Source organism: Cyanobacteria bacterium GSL.Bin1 (genome assembly GCA_009909085.1).
Lineage (GTDB): Bacteria > Cyanobacteriota > Cyanobacteriia > Cyanobacteriales > Rubidibacteraceae > Halothece.
Window position 1 is genome coordinate 1 of sequence record JAAANX010000035.1, and the last position, 20,308, is coordinate 20,308.

The 20,308-nt window shown below is 47.3% G+C and carries 23 protein-coding genes and 3 pseudogenes; 18 read left to right on the forward strand and 8 right to left on the reverse strand.

Annotated elements, in window-relative coordinates; genetic code table 11:
- Positions 1-189 precede the first annotated feature (189 nt).
- Positions 190-1,194 carry a phosphotransferase gene (locus GVY04_02670; protein ID NBD15071.1) on the reverse strand — a complete coding sequence of 335 codons (1,005 nt, stop codon included), beginning with the start codon at positions 1,192-1,194 and terminating at the stop codon, positions 190-192.
- 335 nt (positions 1,195-1,529) lie between these two features.
- Between GVY04_02670 and GVY04_02675 the strand changes: the two genes are divergently transcribed.
- Positions 1,530-1,706, forward strand: a complete 177-nt coding sequence (locus GVY04_02675; protein NBD15072.1) for a methyltransferase domain-containing protein — start codon at positions 1,530-1,532, stop codon at positions 1,704-1,706.
- Positions 1,703-2,056 (forward strand): hypothetical protein, encoded by a 354-nt coding sequence (locus tag GVY04_02680; protein ID NBD15073.1) that lies wholly within the window; start codon positions 1,703-1,705, stop codon positions 2,054-2,056. Before GVY04_02675 ends, GVY04_02680 begins: the two co-directional genes overlap by 4 nt.
- Here GVY04_02680 and GVY04_02685 read toward each other — a convergent pair.
- A pseudogene (locus GVY04_02685) lies at positions 2,012-2,811 on the reverse strand (LysR family transcriptional regulator). The gene GVY04_02680 and the pseudogene GVY04_02685 sit on opposite strands and share 45 nt — an antisense overlap.
- Here GVY04_02685 and GVY04_02690 point away from each other — a divergent pair.
- The 10 genes from GVY04_02690 to GVY04_02735 all read left to right on the forward strand — a co-directional run bounded on the left by GVY04_02690 (position 2,810) and on the right by GVY04_02735 (position 10,790).
- Positions 2,810-3,001: a hypothetical protein gene (locus tag GVY04_02690; GenBank protein NBD15074.1), complete on the forward strand. Its 192-nt coding sequence runs from the start codon at positions 2,810-2,812 to the stop codon at positions 2,999-3,001. The pseudogene GVY04_02685 and the gene GVY04_02690 sit on opposite strands and share 2 nt — an antisense overlap.
- Before the next feature lie 79 nt (positions 3,002-3,080).
- Entirely contained in the window at positions 3,081-5,876 is a 2,796-nt protein-coding gene (locus tag GVY04_02695; GenBank protein NBD15075.1) for a helix-turn-helix transcriptional regulator, read from the forward strand.
- A gap of 158 nt (positions 5,877-6,034) precedes the next feature.
- Positions 6,035-6,319 carry a hypothetical protein gene (locus GVY04_02700; GenBank protein ID NBD15076.1) on the forward strand — a complete coding sequence of 95 codons (285 nt, stop codon included), beginning with the start codon at positions 6,035-6,037 and terminating at the stop codon, positions 6,317-6,319.
- Positions 6,316-6,756, forward strand: a complete 441-nt coding sequence (locus GVY04_02705; GenBank protein ID NBD15077.1) for a hypothetical protein — start codon at positions 6,316-6,318, stop codon at positions 6,754-6,756. Before GVY04_02700 ends, GVY04_02705 begins: the two co-directional genes overlap by 4 nt.
- Before the next feature lie 52 nt (positions 6,757-6,808).
- A complete protein-coding gene (locus GVY04_02710; protein ID NBD15078.1) occupies positions 6,809-7,336 on the forward strand; it encodes an adenylate kinase in 528 nt (175 codons plus the stop codon).
- 3 nt (positions 7,337-7,339) lie between these two features.
- Positions 7,340-7,984: a methyltransferase domain-containing protein gene (locus tag GVY04_02715; GenBank protein ID NBD15079.1), complete on the forward strand. Its 645-nt coding sequence runs from the start codon at positions 7,340-7,342 to the stop codon at positions 7,982-7,984.
- Between the two features lie 234 nt (positions 7,985-8,218).
- Positions 8,219-8,953 carry a methyltransferase domain-containing protein gene (locus tag GVY04_02720; protein ID NBD15080.1) on the forward strand — a complete coding sequence of 245 codons (735 nt, stop codon included), beginning with the start codon at positions 8,219-8,221 and terminating at the stop codon, positions 8,951-8,953.
- Positions 8,954-9,000: 47 nt separating this feature from the next.
- Entirely contained in the window at positions 9,001-9,390 is a 390-nt protein-coding gene (locus GVY04_02725; protein ID NBD15081.1) for a DUF4440 domain-containing protein, read from the forward strand.
- Positions 9,391-9,521: 131 nt separating this feature from the next.
- Positions 9,522-10,112 (forward strand): glutathione S-transferase family protein, encoded by a 591-nt coding sequence (locus GVY04_02730; protein ID NBD15082.1) that lies wholly within the window; start codon positions 9,522-9,524, stop codon positions 10,110-10,112.
- A gap of 186 nt (positions 10,113-10,298) precedes the next feature.
- On the forward strand, positions 10,299-10,790 hold the full coding sequence (locus GVY04_02735) for a GNAT family N-acetyltransferase (protein NBD15083.1): 492 nt from the start codon (positions 10,299-10,301) through the stop codon (positions 10,788-10,790).
- 100 nt (positions 10,791-10,890) lie between these two features.
- Here GVY04_02735 and GVY04_02740 read toward each other — a convergent pair whose 3' ends face one another.
- Positions 10,891-11,658, reverse strand: coding sequence for a helix-turn-helix domain-containing protein (locus GVY04_02740; protein ID NBD15084.1), 768 nt, complete (start codon positions 11,656-11,658; stop codon positions 10,891-10,893).
- A 355-nt stretch (positions 11,659-12,013) separates the two neighbouring features.
- On the opposite strand from GVY04_02740, the gene GVY04_02745 reads away from it, so the two are divergent.
- From GVY04_02745 to GVY04_02755, 3 genes and pseudogenes are all read left to right on the forward strand, one after another.
- Positions 12,014-12,988, forward strand: coding sequence for a zinc-binding dehydrogenase (locus tag GVY04_02745; GenBank protein NBD15085.1), 975 nt, complete (start codon positions 12,014-12,016; stop codon positions 12,986-12,988).
- A 123-nt stretch (positions 12,989-13,111) separates the two neighbouring features.
- Positions 13,112-13,348 carry a hypothetical protein gene (locus GVY04_02750; protein ID NBD15086.1) on the forward strand — a complete coding sequence of 79 codons (237 nt, stop codon included), beginning with the start codon at positions 13,112-13,114 and terminating at the stop codon, positions 13,346-13,348.
- Between the two features lie 29 nt (positions 13,349-13,377).
- Positions 13,378-14,263 (forward strand): annotated as a pseudogene (locus GVY04_02755) (IS1 family transposase).
- 101 nt (positions 14,264-14,364) lie between these two features.
- Here GVY04_02755 and GVY04_02760 read toward each other — a convergent pair.
- Together GVY04_02760 and GVY04_02765 are read right to left on the reverse strand one after the other, a co-directional pair.
- Positions 14,365-14,523 (reverse strand): hypothetical protein, encoded by a 159-nt coding sequence (locus tag GVY04_02760; GenBank protein NBD15087.1) that lies wholly within the window; start codon positions 14,521-14,523, stop codon positions 14,365-14,367.
- Positions 14,524-14,833: 310 nt separating this feature from the next.
- A complete protein-coding gene (locus GVY04_02765; GenBank protein ID NBD15088.1) occupies positions 14,834-15,031 on the reverse strand; it encodes a hypothetical protein in 198 nt (65 codons plus the stop codon).
- A gap of 31 nt (positions 15,032-15,062) precedes the next feature.
- Here GVY04_02765 and GVY04_02770 point away from each other — a divergent pair, with 31 nt between their 5' ends.
- Both GVY04_02770 and GVY04_02775 read left to right on the forward strand, forming a co-directional pair.
- A complete protein-coding gene (locus GVY04_02770) occupies positions 15,063-15,401 on the forward strand; it encodes a transposase (GenBank protein NBD15089.1) in 339 nt (112 codons plus the stop codon).
- Between the two features lie 75 nt (positions 15,402-15,476).
- A pseudogene (locus GVY04_02775) lies at positions 15,477-15,749 on the forward strand (IS4 family transposase).
- 137 nt (positions 15,750-15,886) lie between these two features.
- Here the strand turns inward: GVY04_02775 and GVY04_02780 are convergent.
- A complete protein-coding gene (locus tag GVY04_02780) occupies positions 15,887-16,123 on the reverse strand; it encodes a hypothetical protein (GenBank protein ID NBD15090.1) in 237 nt (78 codons plus the stop codon).
- Between the two features lie 22 nt (positions 16,124-16,145).
- The gene (locus GVY04_02785; protein NBD15091.1) at positions 16,146-16,430 is read right to left on the reverse strand and encodes a DUF3288 family protein; all 285 of its coding nucleotides are present in this window, start codon (positions 16,428-16,430) and stop codon (positions 16,146-16,148) included.
- 17 nt (positions 16,431-16,447) lie between these two features.
- Between GVY04_02785 and GVY04_02790 the strand changes: the two genes are divergently transcribed.
- Positions 16,448-17,311 carry a sugar kinase gene (locus GVY04_02790; protein ID NBD15092.1) on the forward strand — a complete coding sequence of 288 codons (864 nt, stop codon included), beginning with the start codon at positions 16,448-16,450 and terminating at the stop codon, positions 17,309-17,311.
- A 209-nt stretch (positions 17,312-17,520) separates the two neighbouring features.
- On the opposite strand, the gene GVY04_02795 is transcribed toward GVY04_02790, so the two are convergent.
- A complete protein-coding gene (locus GVY04_02795) occupies positions 17,521-20,277 on the reverse strand; it encodes a glycoside hydrolase (GenBank protein NBD15093.1) in 2,757 nt (918 codons plus the stop codon).
- Positions 20,278-20,308: the final 31 nt, after the last annotated feature.

The window sequence follows — 20,308 nt, forward strand, 5'->3', positions numbered from 1 at the left end:
TAATACTAATACTTTTATCAATAAAATTGATCATTTGAAAAATCGAGAATTTGGTCATTCTGATATCAATGAATTGGAGTTAGTTGCTAATGACTGGTATCAAAAAAAGGATCAAGTTAAATTAATGAGTAAATTTAATTTGAATAGCAATCAATAGAAACATAAAATTGTAATTTGTAACTTGAGATATTAATTAATCCCAAAATAATCCAAGAAATCACTTCTATTTTGTTTAAGCCAAGTTTCAAATCTTAATGTTTCAAGGACAGCATTTCTAATCTGCTCATGATTCACTTTTCCTTCCTTGACCCAACCCGTCCAGTACACTAATGCACTGACTCGCTGTAGTCGCCAGAGGATGATGATTGCTTCTTTTTCCGGTTGACTTAAAGAGCGGGAAAATTCATAACCACTGCTAAAGGCTCGAATAATTTGTTCAAAGTGTTTTTCTCTCCAAGGAAATAAAGCTAATTGATTTAAGCTACCGAGACAATCCAATAATCTTAAATCATACGTAGCAAACTCAAAATCTAAAACAGCTACAACTTGTGTTCCATTGACTAAAATATTAGATGTAATGAAGTCGGCATGGATCGTCTGCATGGGCAGAGTTTTATATAGGACAGGAACAGATTCCATTAAATCTGTTAGCATTTGTTCGACAGCAGCCTTTTCCTCGCCAACAAAATTCAAAATTTCAGGAATCGCTAAAGGATTGGAAATTAAGGGATGAATTTGATTGAGACTTCCCCAATCAGGAAGATGAGCCAGTTGTCCATTAGGATCGAATTCACTGAGTGCTGAATGTAACTCTGCTAAAGCAGAACCTATTGCTTGCACTTGCTTTAGATTTTGTCGATTAGGAGGTTCTCCGAAGAGTTTACGAAATAGAGCAACTCGTATAGAAGTTTCTTCACTTTCTAGATTGACTAATGTTTTACCAGAATCGGTAGGCATTGGAGGAGATACAGCAAATGATAATATTTTCTCTTTCAAGAAAGTCAGTAACGTATGCTCATAGTCAATTTGTGATTGAGCGGTCGTAGCAGCATAAACTTTCAAAATAAATGAGTGATATTCTGTGTTAACTAAAAAGGTTGTGTTGGTTCCTTCTGGATGAATTGGGGTTAAGACAATCTCCTCTAAAAATGACCAAGTGTTGAGGATTTTTCTTTTTAATTCTGGGATTTCCATTAGCAAAGATCACTCAAGTTTTTGTTACTAGTAATAAAGTATTCAAGTCTCATTTACTCTAACTCTAATTCATAGCGTTGTATCGTTACTATTTGTCCCCAGCAACGTTGAGTGTTCTCATTCGTTATTTCAAATCCGACTAAATTTACAAATCAGTTAGACTCTAAAGCAAGCTGCATCCGAACATTACCTCTTTCCAATCGGGATGATAGGTTGCCAGTATTACACTCATATTCCAATTCAAGTGATACCTTACAAGCTGATCCAGTTGCATTAGACTTAGCACAACAACATCTCGAAGCACAAGGCTTAAGGCTTAGAGTCGAGTCAATCTTGTGAGAGCTTCGACGGATGACACTTCTCTTGCAAGCTCAAGTTATGATTTTGCGATCGCTCGACTCCTCTTTCAACATTTATCTGATCCCAGCCCAACCGTCCAAGAGGTTTTCAGGCTCTTGAAACCGGGGGTGGGTTTTCTGTCACTGATACTGATGGCGAATTATTTTGGTTGATTGATCCTCCCTTGCTCGATCTCAACGCCATCTCTCGAAAGCTCAGTCACGCTCAGAAACTTCAAGGCGGTAACCGTTTGGTTGGACGACACCTCTGGCGGTTATTAAAAGCAGGGGGATTCGAGGAATTATCTTTGGAATCTATTATTGCCTCTAGCGACGAATTGGGCTTAGAGAAATTTTTATACCAAATTGACCCCAATCTCCTCCTTGATTTAGTGAATTTGGATATGATGACTTCCGAAGAATGGGAAGAAATTTGTTCACTGAGAGAACAGTTTTTGCAATCCCCTGATCCGATAATCCTAATGCAATGGTTGATCTGCTACGGCCAGAAAAAACAGGTATGAATGAATTGAGTTTTCTGGAAGAGAGCGTTTCAGGAAATCAATGAAAAGACGAACTTTCAAGGGAATATAGGTACGAGAGGGATAAAGTAGCCAAGCTGCGGTGTGAAAGTCAGTTGCTGTACTTCATAATGGGGAAAGACATTAACCAGCGTCCCTGCTTCTACATCGGAATCAATGAGCCAATTGGGAAGCAAGGCAAGTCCCATTCCCGCTAGTGTTGCTTGTTGAAACGCGATCGCGTTAGAAATAATCGTCCGTCCCGAAACTGGAACTTTTTCCATGATGCCTTCTTGATCACGAAAAATCCAGCGCGATCGAAACCCTGGCAGGGAAAACAGCAGACAGTTATGGTCTTGAATCTCCTGCGGCTGTTTTAGCGTCCCGCATCGCCTCAAATAGTCTGGGCTAGCGCAGACACGATACTAGGTGGGCATGAGTTGTTGAACAATTAAGCTAGAATCTTCAAGTCATCCCAAACGAACCGCAAGATCGATTCTTTCTGCGAATAAGTCAACCACTGCATTTGTTAGAAGTAAATCCACAGTAACCTCAGGATACATTGCTTGGAACTTGGGCAACAGGGGAACAATACAAGTCTACCCAAAAGAAGTAGAAGCCGTGACCCGAAGCGTGCCCCTAGGTTGTCTTGAGACATCTTTTGCCAAATAAATGGCCTCTTGCATCTCCTCCACTAGAGGCTCAATCCGTTCAAAATAAGCATTACTTGCTGAACAAGCGAACCTTGTGATGAGCATGGCTGCTGATGATGAAGCCTCACAACAGGTCTGGCTGAATGCTGAGATGGGCACGCTCAGAGGACTTCATCAAGATGCGATCGCGCTGGAATCGAGTACGTTAGGGGTATCAGGCAACGGTATGAGGCTCCAATCGCTCTTCGCCCTCAGCTCGTCGTTGCTTTTTGCGCTGTTTCTATCTTCAGCATGATTGCAGGTGGCTCCCCTAATTCTCTGATAAAGTAATGTCTGTATAGGTCTACTGCCGTGTTCCCAAAAATTGGCCAGAGATGAAACACGCCCCTATTCCTTCAGAACTCCCTTTGCTGGGGACCAAGCTCTACCTCCCCAAATGGTCGGCTGAGCGGGTCTTGCGCCCGAGACTGATTGATCGCATTGACTCGCAGCGCAAATTAACCCTGGTCTCAGCCCCAGCCGGATTTGGCAAAACGACACTGCTAGCCGAATGGGTAGCAGCCAACCCCACGAGACCTGTGGCATGGGTTTCCTTAGACCCGAGTGACAATGATCCGGCGGTTTTCTGGACCTACGTGATCACTGCTCTGCAGAATATTCAACCCGGCCTCGGTGAGCGATCATTCCAGTTACTGCAATCACCGCAACCCCCTCCGATTGAGTCGGTCTTGATGACGTTGCTGAATGAGTTGGCTGCTGTAAAAGCAAATGTGGTTCTGATGCTGGATGATTACCATGCGATCGCAACTCAGGCCATTCATGACGGAATCGGCTTCTTACTCAGCCATTTGCCGCCCCAGATGCATCTGATGATTGCCAGCCGTGCCGACCCGCCCTTATTCCTGGGGCGGTTAAGGTCTCATGGAGAATTGACCGAGCTGAGAGTGGGCGATCTGCGGTTTACACCGGATGAAGCTGCCGCCTTTCTGAACCAGGGGATGGGGTTGGCGATCTCGGCGGCGGATGTGGCTGCTTTAGAAAAGCGAACTGAAGGCTGGATCGCCGGGCTGCAGTTGGCGGCTCTCTCGATGCAAGGACGAACCGATCTACCCGGCTTCATTGCTGCCTTCTCTGGCGACGATCGCTACATCGTGGACTATCTGCTGGAAGAAGTCCTACAGCGACAGAGCGATCGCATCCGCCACTTTTTGCTGCAAACTGCCATTCTATGTCGCTTAAGCGGTTCTCTATGTGATGCCGTTACGGACCAAAACAATGGACAGGAAATGTTGGAAACGCTGGAGCGTAGCAACCTGTTTATCATTCCACTGGATAACAAGCGCCAGTGGTATCGCTACCATCACCTATTTGCCGATGTTCTCCAGGCCCATGCCCCCACAGATTGGCCAGAACAACTGCCCAGGCTACACAGAAAAGCCAGTGAATGGTACGAGCAGCATGGTTTATCCTCTGATGCGATTCGTCATGCCCTGGCTGCCCAGGATTTTGAACGAGCGGCAGGTCTGATCGAACAGGTGTGGCCTACTATGCGTCGGCGTCAACAGGAACCTACGGTGCTGGGCTGGATCAAGACGATCCCTGATGCAATTGTTCGCAATCGGCCTGTTCTCAGCGTTGCCTACGCGCTGGTGCTACTGAATGGTGGCCAACTAGATGCGGTAGAAGCCCTTCTGCAAGATGCAGAACGGTGGTTAGGCGAAGGGGGAAAAATGACTGCCTCAGATCAATCGCTTGCATTCTCTGCCACTGAGCGGATCGTAGTGGACGAGAAACAGTTTAGGGCTTTACCGGCAACGATTGCGAATACCCGTGCCTATTGGTCTCAATCGATTGGTGACGTAGCCAGCACCGTAACCTATGCCCAGCAGGCACTGGATTTGCTCCCAGCAGATGAAGAGTATGAGCGAGGAGCAACCGCAGCGCTTCTCGGACTAGCCTACTGGAGTAGTGGCAAGCTTGAAGCTGCTTATCGTTCTTTTGCTGAGGGGCTAGACACGTTTAAGCAGATGGGCGGCACCCAGACGACAGTTGGCGGTACCTTACTTCTGGCAAATATGGGCGTCGCGCAGGGTCGTTTTCGTCAGACGATTAGGCTCTGTGAGCAGGCTCTAGAAATAGCGACGCAGCAGGGCGAGGCTGTACTATCTGGCGCAGCAGAGCTATATCTTACCTTGAGCGAGTTGCGCTACGAGCAGGGGGATTTAGAAGCTGCCAGTCAGCTGCTTTTACGAGGGGAGGAACTGCGTCAGCAGATTTCTTTGCCAGTTTCGGAATATCTCTGGGGCGTTATGTGGGCACGACTGGAGACAGCTCAAGGCGACCTGGAGGCTGCGCTTCATCAGCTATGTGAGGCGGAGCGACTGTACTACAATACGCCCATTCCAAATGTGCGTCCGGTTGCCGCGCTGAAGGCGCAAACTTGGGTTAAACAAGGTAGGCTGGCAGAAGCACTGAGCTGGGTACGCGAACGGGGCCTGTCTGTAGAGGATGAACTGAGCTATCTGCGCGAGTACGAACACATTACCCTAGCTAGAATACTGATTTGTCAATACAAGCTTGATGTGCAAAGTCCTTCCTCTGAGAGATCCTACCTAGAAGAGAGAATTCAACAGAGTATCGATCTACTCGCCCGACTCTTGGAAGCTGCAGAAGCGGACGAGAGAACCGGCAGTACCATCGAAATTTTGGTAGTCCAAGCGCTGGCCTACGAAGCGCAGGGTGATCTACCGGCGGCGATCGCGTCGCTAGAGCGGGCCTTAACCCTAGCCGAACCAGAAGGCTATGTGCGGATCTTTGCCGAACCTGGAACCCCAATGGTGCGACTGCTACGGGAAGCTATGACTCGCGGCATCTCCCCCACTTACACTCAGCGACTCTTAACCGCGTTAGAAACCTGGGGACAGCAGCCCAAACCATCAGGCAATCGCCCCATCGCCCCATCGCCCCAGCCCCTAATCGAACCCCTCAGTCAACGGGAACTGGAAGTACTCCGATTACTCAACACTGAACTCTCTGGCCCCGAAATCGCCCGTGAACTGGTCGTGGCTTTGAGTACCGTGCGCACCCATACCAAGCGGATTTACAGCAAACTCAATGTCACCAATCGTCGCGCTGCGGTGAAACGGGCGGTCGAGCTAGAGCTAATTTAGGCGTTTGTCCCCACAAGCCCCGTCCATAAATCCCCACATTCAACCCCCACATGTGGGGACCCCGGCTCCCCAGATCCGTTCGTATCTTTGAGTTGTAAGCGCCAGTCGTGATTAGAGCAGGCGATCGCGAAGCGCTGACATGTCAGTTCACAACTCCCATGAACCAACCTCACCGTTCACCCGACGATCAGCCTCCCCTTGAGCAGTACGAAATTTGTGTCAGGGGTCATCTTGATCCTCGTTGGAGCGACTGGTTTGAGGGGTTTGCGATAACGCTCAAAGACAATGGTGAAACGCGGTTGTCTGGCCCGGTTGTTGATCAATCCGCGCTTTTTGGACTGCTGATGAAAGTACGTGATTTGGGACTACCGCTGGTCTCAGTCATGCCAATTCAACCTGAACAAACAGAAATTTCAGATAGGCAAACAGGAGGAGAATCATGAATTTGCAGAAGCAACTGCTGATGCTAGAAACAAAGGCAAAATTCTCGACGCTGTGGATGTTTTATCTCTTCAACGTCATCTTTCGAGATATCCACGAATTTGTTGAACCGGGCTTCATTGAACAAATCATGACTGGAACCTTTAATGGCATGCAAATCACCGAAGAATTGTTGCTTTTTGGTGGTTTTGTAGCCGAAGTGCCGATCTCAATGGTGCTACTCTCTCGGTTATTGCCCTATGGCCCCAACCGTTGGGCCAACATCATTGCCGCTGTGATTACCCTCGGGTTTGAAATCAACAACGGCACCACCGATTTAGACGATACCTTTCACATGGTCTTCGAAATGGCCGCGCTATGCTTCATCATCTGGTCGGCCTGGCGGTGGCGAAACCCATGTCTCAAGCAACCTGCGATTGGTCAAGAGGTGTCGTCATGAAGGACCATCAAAATGACCGTACGTTACTTCAATGACAAAAGAGAGGAAACCGATGAAAAAAGTTGCTGTATTTGGCAATACGGGTGGGGGAAAGTCTACCCTTAGCCAACGCCTAGCGGATATAACCGGACTGCCCTGGGTACCGCTCGATTCCATGCAATATAGGCCCGGTGGCGACGAAGTGCCCCATACCGAGTTCAAAGCAGCCCATGATGCGCTACTGAAACAAGACCAGTGGGTCGTGGACGGCTTTGGCTCTATGGATACCCTGTGGGAACGACTGGCTGTAGCCGACACCCTAATATATCTCGACATGCCCGTATGGCGGCATTACTGGTGGGTAACGAAGCGCTTCCTCCAAAGTGCCTGGGTACCGCCTGCCGGTTGGCCAGAGCGAAGCCCATTACTGAAAGGGACGCTGAAATCTTATACCATCGTTCGGCTGTGCCATACCAAACTGACGCCCAAATATCGAGACTATGTGGAGAGGGCAAAGGCGACAAAGCAGGTCTATCATTTGCGATCACGCCAAGATATCACCCAGTTCTACCAAACCATAGCCGCACTACCCAGGAGTTGAATCATGACTCAATCAATGAAATTTTGGGACAAAAGCGCCGAGAAATACGCTAAGCAACCCATTGCCGATGAAGCCGCTTATCAGAAAAAGCTGGCGGTTACCCGTGACTACTTTCGACCTGACATGGAAGTGCTGGAAATTGGTTGCGGTACGGGGTCAACGGCCATCCTCCATGCGCCCTATGTAAAGCACATCCGAGCCATTGATTTCTCACCCAACATGATTGCGATCGCCCAAGCAAAAGCCGCCGATCAAAACATCCAAAATGTCACCTTTGAGCAGGCCAGCATTGACGAACTGAGTGTCCCCGACAGCACTTACGATGCGGTGTTGGGCCTGAATGTTTTACACCTGCTCGACAATAAGGAAGCCGCGATCGCCAAGGTTTATGACATGCTCCAACCGGGCAGACCTTTTATCACCAGTACCGTCTGCCTGGGGGATACGATGGCCTGGTTCAAGTTGGTAGCCCCCATCGGTAAACTCTTGAGGCTGTTTCCGTTAGTCAAGGTCTTTACGATCAAAGACTTAGAGAAAAGTTTGACGGATGCAGGATTTGCGATCAATTACCAATGGCAGGCGGGTGAGTATAAATCGCCCATTGGTCAAGCGAAAATCGTCTTCATCGTGGCCAAGAAGGCTGAATAGAGTTGAAGGTTGAACACCGATCAACAAAGTTGCTGTATTTAGCAAACGATGGCAGCCGAATTCGAGTCCTAGGCACTTAAGAAATACCCGGTGAGTTGTGGGTTTAGCCCCTTTCTGATCGCGCGACTCTGCATAGCGTGACACCTCAACTCCTTGCTCCTAGCGACTCCTAGCTTTCTCACAATTAAATCCACTAAGTGCATAGCCCTCTGCAATCAGAGGGTCGATTTAACCATGCGATTAACAACAACAATCCCCCCATTAGAGTACTGGAGAACTGCTCCCAGTATCGACACCCTGAGATCGCGCTATGATGCCTCTGCTGATCATTGGGACAACTATTTGGCTCGTCTGGGTCAACTCCACGATTATCGTCTCCTGTTCAAAAGTCGGGCTGTTCGCAACTGCTTGAGCCATCTTGACCCCACCTCTCAAATTCTCGACTGCGGCGTGGGCACTGGAGCCTTCAGTCTGGGGCTTTTAGACAGTATCGCTCACTCAGTTCAGGTCTCTGGTGTCGATATTTCCTATCCTATGTTGACCCACGCTCAACAGAATTTGAAAAATCGGAGTCCAGCTCTCGATTTGCGATGGGGCGATATCCGGCGCTTACCGTTTGCCGATGAATCGTTTGATGCGGTGATTTTTGCCCATGTGTTGGAGCATCTGGCTGACCCCGTCGCCGCCTTGTATGAGCTGGCGCGAGTCCTGAAACCGGGTGCCCCGCTGATTGGCTCGGTGACTCGTAAAGGACTGGGTCAAGTACTGATGTCCCTGCGTTGGCACAACCGAGGTTACGCCTCCCATCAGCTAGACGCCTGCCTGCAAGCCGCCGGACTTGATGCTGTGAGGACGTTTGACTATGGTACGGGATGGTCGAGATGGATGTGCATCGCCGCGATCGCAGTTAAACCTAGAGGCGCGATCGCCCAATACCACCTCGATAGTTCTCAGCCTTTGGAAGGGTGATAATGCCGGATGAGTCTACCTAATTATGCATTTGGAGCTTTGAGCACATGAATCGACATCCCATAGAAGTTCAAATAGAAAGAGCCGATCAGGCGATCGTTGCAGAGAATTTCGACACGCTCTTGCAAATCTATACTAAGGACGCCATCTTGGTTATCGAGCCGGGGAGAATCGCGCAGGGGCGAGAGGCTATCCGAAAAGCCTTTGAATCTATCGCAATATATTTCAAGAACGGGTTGCAGGTGAGGCAGAATGGCATGGAAATACTTGAATCGGGTGATACCGCCTTAGTTTTAGCCAACACAGTAATTTCTGCTCCCAATCTGCCGGAAGTTGAACGCAAAGCAACCTATGTATTCAACAAAGATTCCCATGGAACTTGGTTGTGCTCAATTGACAACTCATACGGCCATGAAATTGTTTCAAACAATGCATAACAAATGTATGTGTGCAGCGAACCTGGCTGAGCAGAGTGAAGGGCCGCTTTCGACGCATTGCGGCGATCGCACATTCCCCGCTCTAGGCGCACAGATTGAACGACTTGAAGATTCACGAGGAGACACCTGCAATGAAACACTATTTCCACCCGATGAGTAGAGGTGTAACAACCGACTGGATGCTCACAGAGCTGGAAGCCCCGCATGAGAAGATCATCATTGATTTTTTCGCGGGCGAGAACAACACACCGGAATACCGCGCCATCAACCCCATGGGAAAGGTGCCAGCGCTTGAGGACGATGGCAGGATCGTAACTGAGACGGCAGCGATCTGTGCGTACCTGGCTGACAAGTACCTTGAAAAGGGTTTTGCCCCAGCGGTGAGTCCCCCTGAGCGGGCGCGTTACTACCGCTACCTGTTCTTCCCTGGGACGACGCTTGAACCGATGTTCTCGGTCAACCAGCTTGGAATCACCGATTTCAACCCTCAGTCCGTCGGCTGGGGAAATATGGGCAGCTGCATGGCGACGGTGGAGTCGATGACCCCCAAATCCGATTGGGTAATGGGCAAGCAGTTTACCGCCGCCGATGTCGTATTTGGTGGCACTTTGGATTTTGCCATGCAGTTTGGCTGGTTGAAGAACGCGTCACCGACAGTCGCGGCATATGTGAAGCCTAGACCCGCATACCAACAGACACATCCTCAAGCGGGGAATCAGTAAACGATCCCCTGTCGAAACCTCTCGGCGCTTTTGAAACCACACTCCAGGGCGATCGCCCAATACCACCTCGATAGTTCTCAGCATTTGGGAGGGCGATTATGCTGAATGCGTCTACCTAATCAACCTTACAGGGGAGTTATGTGGAATCATTCTCTCCAATTACAAGTTGGGTATCAAGATTAGAATATGGATATTGAATTTAGAGAGCTAGGAACAGTTGAAATATCGGATTTAGTCGAACTCATGAACAACCCATTGGTACGTAGGCACATGCCACTATCAAACGATAACTTCGGCGTTCGTGAATGTGAGTCTTTTCTGTCCGCAAAGGCAGCTTTGTGGCAAGAATACGGATATGGTCCTTGGGCTTTCTTTATTGATGATGAATTCGCAGGCTGGGGTGGCTTACAACCTGAAGATGGATATCCTGATCTCGCCTTAGTCCTGCACCCCAATCATTGGGGAGTCGGCAACATACTCTACAAAGAAATTGTCCGACGTGCGTTTGGAGAAATGAAACTTAAAGCAATTTCAGTGCTTCTGCCGGTCACTAGAAAAAGTGCCAACAGCCTTTTAAGACTAGGATTTCGGCAACATGGAACAGTCACGTTAGAAAACAAGCAATTCAACAGGTATTTGCTTGAAAAACCTGCGTACAGCAGGCACTCCAAAAATTGATATCCAACAATGCCTTGCAGCCAACCCACTTTCTGCTACTTCCCCTCGGTCATTCGCTCCGAGTGGGCTGCTGAAGGCAAGCGTTAGAAAGTGGAACTTCCTACTGGGCACGATAGGCTTTCGGTGTCATACCCGTCAGCTGCCGAAATTTTCGTCCCAAATGGCTGTGGCTGTTGAAACCGCAGTCAAGAGCAATTTCTACGACGGGTTTATCCGTCTGTTTCAACAACTGCTTTGCCCGCTCTACCCGTTGCTGCAGCAGATATTGGTAAGGCGACAGACCTAGTGATTGCTTGAAGAGGCGGCCAAAATGAAATTGACTCATTCCGACGAGTTCTGCTAGCTCAGCTAAGGTAATTTCGCTGCCCAAATGGGCATCAATATAGTCCAAAACCTGTAGAAGCTGATGTTGAGGGAGGCCGCCCTCATAAGTGGGCAACCCGGGTCGGGTGGTGGCGTGATGCCGCAGCAAATGCACTGCTAAAACATTAGCCAGTGAATCGGTATACAGCTGGTTACCAAAGGATGCCTGATGGAGTTCTGCCAGCAATAACGTCGCGATCGCGTCAACTTGAGGATCGCGGGTCTGGAATGCTGGGACGAGTTTGATGTGATCGCCATCTTGCCCCAACGTCTCCTCTGCCACCTGGCGCAAAAACGAATCTTGAAGCCGCATTTGTATGATCTGGACATCCCCCTCAGCCTGGGTTGCCAGCCTTGTATCTGCTGGAGTCACCAGTAAATCGCCCTTGCTGTAGAGTCCGGTATAGGTGCGACCCTCTAGCCCATGGGAAAACTTAAAGGGGCGCGGTGACAGGAACAAACCCAGGGTATGTTCATTCGGATAACGCCACACCTCTGCGTTCATTTCATTACGACAGACATGACGAACATGCCGAATCGCCAACGCTCCCCATTGCTGGGTCACATGCCATTCAGATTGAGCAGACCATTCCGATGATGAAAACGGGGCTTGAGACATGGGCATCGACAACGATACAGAACTAATCTGACATTGTGAGCAAACTGACAGCGCTCCTGAGCGGAGGCATCTCACCCCAGTCTAGCGTCCTGGGAAAAACTGATAGCAAGAATGTGCTAAGTCAGCGGGAATTAGATAGCGGCGCAGCCAGGTTTTCCCTAAATTGAGGATTAACAGACGAGTTTACGATTTAGACAACATGATACTGAGACTTTTTAGATCAGATGAGTCAGCTTGAACTATGAAAGCAATCGTTTTGACCCAATACGGATCTCCGGAGGATCTGGAGCTGAAAGATATTGAAACGCCTACGCCTAACGAGGGCGAAATCTTAGTCAAAGTCCATGCCTCCTCAGTCAATGACTGGGATTGGTGCTTGGTCAGGGGCACTCCCTTTTACATTCGACTGCTCTGTGGTTGGCGCAAACCTAACATCCAGATCCCCGGTGCGGAAGTCGCTGGTCGGGTCACAGCAGTGGGAGCAAACGTCACCCGGTTTCAACCCGGAGATGCGGTCTATGGCGACATTTCTGAATGCGGGTTTGGCGGCTTTGCGGAGGAGGTGTGTGTGCCGGAAAACGCCCTGGCTCTAATGCCTGAGAAGATGACCTTCCCTGAGGCAGCGGCGATTCCCCATGCCGCGATGTTGGCTGTACAAGGGTTAATTGATGCCGGACAACTGCAGCCGGGTCAAAAACTGTTGATCAATGGGGCAGGTGGGGGTGTGGGTACCTTGGGGGTGCAAATTGCCAAGGCAATTGGGGTTAAAGAGGTGACTGGCGTCGATCGCGCTAGTAAATTTGACTTGATGCGCTCAGTCGGGTTTACTCACACCATTGATTACACCCAAACCGATTTCACGGCAGGGCAAGAGCGTTACGACTTGATTTTGGATACCAAGACGAATCGTTCCCCTTTCCAATATTTACCAGTGCTCAATCCTGGCGGTACTTACGTGACTGTTGGCGGTTTAACATCACGCCTGTTCCAGGTCCTATTGTTCGGGCCAGTTATTCGTTGGTTGACCCAGAGAACTGTGCGTTTAGTTAATCTAAAACCGAATCAAGATCTGGCCTATGTCAACGGACTGTTTACAGCGGGTCAGTTGAAACCAGCGATCGATGGTCCCTATCACCTGAGCGAGGTTCCCAGGCTAATTCAGTATTTTGGTGCAGGCCAGCATCAAGGAAAGGTCATTATTGCTCATCAATTTTGAACTGGATCATGTTTTTATCTGATTTGGCGATGCCTCTCATTAATCCCCACATCTGGGGACAACGGCTCCACACATCTGTTTGTATTGTTGAGTTGTTAATGCCAGTCGTGATTAGAGAAGGCGATGGTAACTCCCATGAGTCAACCCCATTGTCCAGCCGAAAATCATCACTCCCTTGAACTGTACGAAATTCCGATCAAGGGACATCTTGATCATCTTTGGAGCCACTGGTTTGAGGGATTCGCGCTCGCACTAAAGGACAACGGTGAAACGCTGTTGTCTGGCCCGGTGGTTGATCCGGCTGCACTGTCTGGCTTACTAATTTGGGTAGTGCTGAATAGCAATGATACAATATCTTGAGAGATTGAAGTTAGCGAAAAAGATGAGCAATGAATTGCCCAAAATGTCAATCTTCCAAATTTGTCAATAATGGACGTACCCATTATGGAAAACAACGTTTCCGTTGTGCGGAATGCACCGCCGCGTTCCAACTGGAATTCATTCCAGTTGGGTCGGCGGTCAGGATTGTGGGCGACAATTTGTTAACAACCCTTCTCGTCAACCGATTTCTCAAGAAAAGCGTAATTTAATCGATAAATTACTCAAAGAACGTCTAGCTTTAGCAGCGATGGCTTCGCCGGCGCCGGAGGTGCATCGCGCGGGTAGCAGAAGTTTCGGAACGTTGGTTGCAAGACTATGTTAATCAAAAATATTACTTGACTGCTAAAGAAGCTCAAGTTACTCAAAAAGCGAGTGCTTAATTCGGAGGAAACCTCCGAATGCAAGAAGCACTCAAGACAAAAAGGGGAAAGCTAGTTCTAGAAATTGATGAAATGTGGTCTTTGCATTGGCTCCAAGAAGAACAAGGTTTGGATTTGGCTTGCCATTGACAGCTTAACTAAGGAAATTGTTGGTGTTTATGTTGGTGCGCGCGATCGCGCTTCAGCAAGAAAATTATGGGATTCCTTACCGTCAGTTTACCGTCAATGTGCAACCTGTTATACAGAATCGTCGCGCGTTCCCTAGCGCCGTACGACGGCGCGGGGTCGCTCCTCTTTTTGAGAAGCCTATCAAGAGATTTTACCCACTAAGAGGCATAAACCAGTTAGTCAACAAACTGGTCAAACCAATCATATAGAAAGATTTAACAATACGATCAGACAAAGAGTTGGAAGATTAGTTAGAAAGAGCCTTTCTTTCTCTAAAAAATTCCAGAACCATCTAGGAGCTATCTGGGACTTTGTTCATTACTACAACGCTAGCTTACAAAACTGATCATTACTATGCACGACTACCGAATTGATTTAACATGATTGTAACTTTCGGTCGGACTCAAAGATTACTGACCGAATCTTTTTTACCATACAATCCCCTCATTACCTACACTGTCTTGCTTTCCACTGCGTTGTCACCCCGTCAGATTGTGAAGTCATCCGTTCTCCGCCGTTAGACGACGGAACGGGGTTCACAAGCGCCGGAACCAAGTTCCGGCGACGACCCCTTGCCTGTGGATGACCGTTGCTCTTGTTCATCATAGAATCTTAAAAACGCAACGGCAATGGTGAGAATCGTTAACAGCGTTCCTGGAAGTAGAGAGAGGAAATTGCCACACTGACGATGTTTTCATTTTATCCGATCAGTTTGGAGTAAAACTCATTATAGAGAATTTTGCCGCAACTGTCCCCAGCTCACCCTTCAGCATTTTAAAGACCCCCCTCCTTTGTTATTGACCTTTACTTTAGTTACGGTAACCAATTTTCATCTAAGACTTGTTCTAAGGGCGCGATCTTCTAATGCAGTTAATTTCCTCTAATTCACTGCGACATCCCCTTGTGCCTGTAACCGTCAATAATGAGCATACCGTTCCCCTAGACTCAATAATTCCTGATGCGTTCCCCGCTCGATAATTTCTCCTTGTTCTAACACCAAAATTTGATCCGCCCGAGTAATTGTCGATAACCGATGCGCCACCACCAACACCGTCCGATGTGATTGAAACATTGCTAACGCCTGTTTCACCAACCGTTCCGACTGACTATCCAACGCAGTAATTGGTTCAATTGTGGAAAGGGGGTTGAGGTATCATCAATCTCTCCCCCCACTCCCCCGAAAAAATCACCGAGGCCGAGTTAAACGTCGAGTTGGACATAATCTTTTGCTGAGGTTACGAGATTATGCCGAAGATGTCTGGCAATTTTTAAGGCCGGGAGTCCCTTTTACCAATAATCAAGCGGAACGGGACCTACGGATGATCAAATGCAAGCAAAAAATTTCTGGGGGTTTTCGTACCGGTGAAAGTGCTGAGAATTTTGCCAAAATTCGTTCGGTGATTTCTACGGCGAGAAAACAAGGTCGAAACCTTCTGCAAGTTTTAACCCAAGTTTTGCGGAGTGAGGTGATTATTTTTTCTTAGATTCGAGGACCTCGTAAGAAAAAAGCGGATGCGACCCAGCCGTCGTCGCACAGCGGCTGGAACGCGCACCAAGCAGGATTTGGACAGTTTAATCTCGCGGTAAAATGGAAACGAAAATATCGAGGGAAAGTGGAGAAAGAGCCGTGGTATCTGCTGACCAACTTATCCGATTTGTCTTCCACGATTAAGGCTTACCACAAGCGGATGGGCATTGAAGCGATGTTTAAGGATTGTAAAACTGGAGGCTATAACTTGGAAGGCTCTTCCGCTTCCATTGAACGCTTAACTAATTTGGTTTTACTCATTGCTATCGCCTATACCCTTTCCACTCTCAAAGGACAATCTCTTCTCAGAAAAGGTGAGGGGCTGTCCTCGGAATCGCATTCCGAGGCTTGTAAGCCCCGTCCAAGATTGGGTGGAGAAATTGATGAGGTTAAATCGGAATAAGTTGCCTTTTTATCAAAGGGGGCTAAGAGCCATGGAACTCATACAACAAGGGCTTTAGCCTCCTTGTCACCCCGTGAGGCGCGTAGGTCTCCAGACCGAGCCGTAGGCATCGCTGTTTGAGTAGAGCAATCAACTTTTGAGGGCGCGATCGCTGTTACATGGTCAAGAAAAATTGAGAGGAAGCGCGATCGCTGTAACCAGAGTAGTTTTATGAAGAGCGCGATCGCGCTCTTTGATTCGGTGTCAGAGGCAATCACTGTTGTACCAGCAATCAAGCAACTGCAATTTCCAGATCAACTAACTCCAATCTTCTTCTTCATCTCTCCCGGCATGATAAACTTTTCTTTTATGGTGAATTTGACGAGTTTTTTCAAAGAGAGCTTCTTCCGTTAAATTCCATTGTTGTAAGAGTAAATCTAAATCTTGTTGTAAGGACTTAGCGCCGGGAAAATTTTGATAACGAATGCGCAAGCGAGCCAGTTCTGCTAAATTATGATCAGTAATATCTTCTTGAAAAAGCTGTTCAATAATAGCTCGATCTTGCTTTTCTCGTGGGTGTTTTTGTTCTGGAATTTGAGTCATTTTTCTAGCCGTTGATGATGTCTAAATGTGGTTTATTTGTGGGGATCACAACCCTTGATATAATTTATCTGGCGCCGCACCTCCCAGAAGCCAATGAAAAATTGAGTGCTCTTGATAGTACCCTCTCTGCAGGCGGACCTGCCACTAATGCTAGTGTCGCTTTTAGTTATTTAGGGAATCACTCGCGGCTGTTATCTGTATTAGGAAATCATCCCATTATCCATTTAATTACAACTGATTTAGACCAGCAACAAATTGAACATCAAGACTTACAACCTCGGTGGGAACAAACACCGCCCACATCATCAATTATTGTTACGCAAGCGAGCGGCGATCGCGCCGTTATTTCTTTAAATGCCGTCCGTTGTCAAGCCGCTCCCAATCAGATTCCAGAAGATATCTTATCAGATATTGATTTAGTTTTAATTGATGGTCACCAGATGGCAGTCAGTGCTGTCATTGCTCAACAAGCCCAGGCAAAAAAGATTCCGGTTGTAGTTGATGGTGGAAGCTGGAAATCAGGATTTGAAACCGTACTCGGTCATACCGACTATGCGATTTGTTCGGCAAATTTTTACCCGCCCAATTGTCAAACGCAAACGGATGTTTTTAACTACCTCAAACAAATGGGCATTCCTTATTCTGCCATTACCCAAGGCGAGCAGCCCATTCTTTATCAAACTCCTGAACATACCGGAAAAATTACGATTCCTAAAATTGCTGCTGTCGATACCTTAGGCGCTGGCGATATTTTTCATGGTGCATTTTGCCACTATATTTTACAAGCAGAATTTGAGAGCGCGATCGCGTCAGCTGGAAAAATTGCAGCGCAAGCGTGTCAGTCTTTTGGCACGAGAAATTGGATGAAAAGTAATCATTAGGACTTGGAAGATTTTTCGTAACAGGGTAAATGCATCTTAATTTTACCTACAATTTGGTCGAATAAAAGGCTATCTATTTTTGACCCAGTTGGTTGGTCTTGTAATTCATTGATGGCTAAAGGTTTCCAAAATTCAGTAAAAGCTCCAGGAAAACAGAATAATTCTCAATTAACATCCCACTTTTTAGAAGAGAGTTTTCTTCAAAACTTTTAAAACGCCCTCTGAGTCACTTTGTCCCGCAATAAAAAGGTTTTGATTTGATAAGCTTGAAGAGAGACCGCAAACTGATTATTTTCCATCTCATAGTAATGGTTTTCCTGCCAAGTTTCTAAAAAGTTGGTCTCACAGTAAGCATGAGTAGGAAAGCCAAACTGGATTGTTCCGGTTTGTTCCTCTGAACTTTGATTATACAAGCGCAACACCAGTGTTCCTTGTTCATCTGCCGGTTTCAAGGCTGATAAAATTATTTCCGGATTATCAATGGCGCAGAGAGAACCGCAACGCGCTAATTCTCCCACAGCATTGAGATAAGGTAAGTAAGGCATTTCTCGCACCCAAGCCGGATGAGAAAATTCACGGGCATAACGGATTATTTTTGATTGAGGCAAGTCTGCAATGCCATACGCCAATTCTGCACTCAGTTTCCGTTGACATTGGGCGCCTGGGGTAGGAACAGAAGGTCCCGCTTGACAAGGGCGAATGCGACCTTTCCCGACGGAGAGATCACCCACGGCACGATGTAAAGTAATCGCCACTTGCTCTCCCATTACTTCATATTCGGGTAAGCCCTGGTTGGCTACCCAAACTTGATAATCATCCCCAGAAAAGAGAATAAAATCGCCTTGGTGATGCGTTGGATAATCTAATTCTCCAGGGTAAGTTTGATACCGTTCGGGGTCGCTTTCTGGGGTGCGTAAAGCTGGTTTTTCACGTGAAACGAGGCGAAAATGTCCATCAGCTAGAGATTCCTTTGTGGAGAAGCCTAAAGGAAGGACAGCGCGTAATCGTCCATTCTCAGCCGTATTTTCATAGTGAATGGTAATTCCCACTGCAGCGTGCGGCGTCAGGGTGAGATCAACTGTTATGTTGAGCGTCGTTTCGCCAAAAATCCCTTTTTCTCCACTGTACCCTTTCGGAACGGTTAGCTGATAGCTTAAGCGTAAGGTATCTGTTTTCTGGGGATGAAGGGTTGCGGTTTTCAATGTTCCCCAAACAGGTTGAAATTCGGGAACTGGACTAAAGGAATAAGTATCCCCGCCATCCAATTGATATTCCAACTGGAGAAAGTCCGAGAAAGTCGTTTGTGTCGCTTTTTCTGTCGAGCGTTCCCCGGAATCCAATTCCGGGGCTTGCGCTCGACCGCATTCCGCGGTGAGGATAACTTGCTGATCTTTGATGGCAAGCCAATAGCGTTCGTTTTCTAAAACTAAGGGTTGGTCGGGAGGGGTTTCTGGTAAGGGTTGATGATCTTGGTAAATATGAACCAGTTGATAGCCTAAGGGGGGAAGGGTAATCGAGAAAGCAATATCATAGCGTCGTCCCCAAGTGGTTTCTAGGTAGCGCGATCGCGCTCTCGGGGCTTCCGTATGCAGTACACTAATTTTAATGGGTTTGCCGTGACCCTCACAGCCCGCTAAAGCCAAAGGCGGTAAGGGGTCTCCCCATTCTCCATCGGGGTTGGGAAAATAGATCGAGGTTTCCACTTGATAAGTCGCTTCCCAAGGATGGGAGTTAAAAACAAAAACATCTGTCGTGTATTCTCCTGTGTGTTGGGGTGGAACAAACCCCTGTTTTAATAGGCTTTCCAATTGTTCCACTAACATCGCGTCTCCCAACTGTTCAATTTGACGAAAGCGAAACTCATCATCGTCATGAACCCCATCCACACTACAGCCACAGATATCATCATGGGGATGGTTTTTCAGGAGTAGCCGCCACGCTTGTTCTAAAAACGGACGAACATCATCTCCGAAGCCAAAACTTTCTAGCCAGGCACTGATCGGTTCCACATAGCGCGATAATAATCGTTGCGCGGCATGATTCTGTTGCTTGAGATACATGCGCGTGGAATAAACACTGGCCAAAATGGGCTGGTCGGCATTGCCAATGAGATCGCCTTGGTAAGTTTCGTGAGACTGATTTTCTGCTTGAATCGCTGCAATAAATTCAGGAATCGTTCCTTGCGTTAATTCAATTCCTGCTACTGTTTCATTTAATTTTGATAATAATTCTGGGATTTCTTTTTGCACTGGCATATGATCAAAGCCATTACTCAATAAAAGCGTTTTTTCTCCTTGTAAAGGCAGCATTGTTTCTAATACTTGTTCGGTTTGTTTCTTTGCTAGATTTAAATTGGCTTCATGTCCTTCAAACCGTCCAAAAACACTAGGGTGACCTAATGCCCCAACGGGGAAATAACCTTCCCGTTGATAGATCGCTAAAACGCTTGAATGATCAGGGGCTTGCCAATTAAAAATTGCTCCATGAGTGGCTTTTGTTTCTGCATCCAAACCCCGCATAAAAATATAACTATCAATCTCAAATCCCCTTAAAATTTGCGGCATTTGGGCAAAGTGTCCAAAGGGATCGGGAAGATAACCCACCGCCATATAATTCCCGAATTTTTGACACCATTTTCGTCCAACTTGTAAGTTGCGGATCACGGCTTCGCCACTGACTAAAAATAAATCGGGCATAGTGTACCAAGGACCAATTAAAATCCGACCCGATTGAATTAAACTTTTAAGACGAGTTTCTTTTTCAGGTTTAATTTCGAGATAATCTTCTAAGAGAACCGTTTGCCCATCTAGGGTAAAAAAACGAAATGCTGCATCACTTTCTAGGAGATCAATTAACTCATCAATCATCCGCACGAGTCGATAACGAAACGATTGAAATGGAAGATACCAAGCGCGATCCCAGTGGGTATGAGCAACGACAATGCCTTGAATTGTTTTAGTTTTCATATAAGTTGGATTGGAAGAAGGTAAACTGATA

What these genes read in the sequence shown, in the direction of transcription:
- GVY04_02795 (NBD15093.1), bottom strand. Translation starts at nt 20,277, where the DNA reads ATGAAAACTAAAACAATTCAAGGCATTGTCGTTGCTCATACCCACTGG.
- GVY04_02720 (NBD15080.1), top strand. Translation starts at nt 8,219, where the DNA reads ATGCGATTAACAACAACAATCCCCCCATTAGAGTACTGGAGAACTGCT.
- GVY04_02695 (NBD15075.1), top strand. Translation starts at nt 3,081, where the DNA reads ATGAAACACGCCCCTATTCCTTCAGAACTCCCTTTGCTGGGGACCAAG.
- GVY04_02710 (NBD15078.1), top strand. Translation starts at nt 6,809, where the DNA reads ATGAAAAAAGTTGCTGTATTTGGCAATACGGGTGGGGGAAAGTCTACC.
- GVY04_02790 (NBD15092.1), top strand. Translation starts at nt 16,448, where the DNA reads ATGTCTAAATGTGGTTTATTTGTGGGGATCACAACCCTTGATATAATT.
- GVY04_02750 (NBD15086.1), top strand. Translation starts at nt 13,112, where the DNA reads ATGGTAACTCCCATGAGTCAACCCCATTGTCCAGCCGAAAATCATCAC.
- GVY04_02785 (NBD15091.1), bottom strand. Translation starts at nt 16,430, where the DNA reads ATGACTCAAATTCCAGAACAAAAACACCCACGAGAAAAGCAAGATCGA.
- GVY04_02735 (NBD15083.1), top strand. Translation starts at nt 10,299, where the DNA reads ATGGATATTGAATTTAGAGAGCTAGGAACAGTTGAAATATCGGATTTA.
- GVY04_02715 (NBD15079.1), top strand. Translation starts at nt 7,340, where the DNA reads ATGACTCAATCAATGAAATTTTGGGACAAAAGCGCCGAGAAATACGCT.
- GVY04_02705 (NBD15077.1), top strand. Translation starts at nt 6,316, where the DNA reads ATGAATTTGCAGAAGCAACTGCTGATGCTAGAAACAAAGGCAAAATTC.
- GVY04_02745 (NBD15085.1), top strand. Translation starts at nt 12,014, where the DNA reads ATGAAAGCAATCGTTTTGACCCAATACGGATCTCCGGAGGATCTGGAG.
- GVY04_02725 (NBD15081.1), top strand. Translation starts at nt 9,001, where the DNA reads ATGAATCGACATCCCATAGAAGTTCAAATAGAAAGAGCCGATCAGGCG.
- GVY04_02700 (NBD15076.1), top strand. Translation starts at nt 6,035, where the DNA reads ATGAACCAACCTCACCGTTCACCCGACGATCAGCCTCCCCTTGAGCAG.
- GVY04_02690 (NBD15074.1), top strand. Translation starts at nt 2,810, where the DNA reads ATGGCTGCTGATGATGAAGCCTCACAACAGGTCTGGCTGAATGCTGAG.
- GVY04_02760 (NBD15087.1), bottom strand. Translation starts at nt 14,523, where the DNA reads ATGATGAACAAGAGCAACGGTCATCCACAGGCAAGGGGTCGTCGCCGG.
- GVY04_02730 (NBD15082.1), top strand. Translation starts at nt 9,522, where the DNA reads ATGAAACACTATTTCCACCCGATGAGTAGAGGTGTAACAACCGACTGG.
- GVY04_02670 (NBD15071.1), bottom strand. Translation starts at nt 1,194, where the DNA reads ATGGAAATCCCAGAATTAAAAAGAAAAATCCTCAACACTTGGTCATTT.
- GVY04_02740 (NBD15084.1), bottom strand. Translation starts at nt 11,658, where the DNA reads ATGAACGCAGAGGTGTGGCGTTATCCGAATGAACATACCCTGGGTTTG.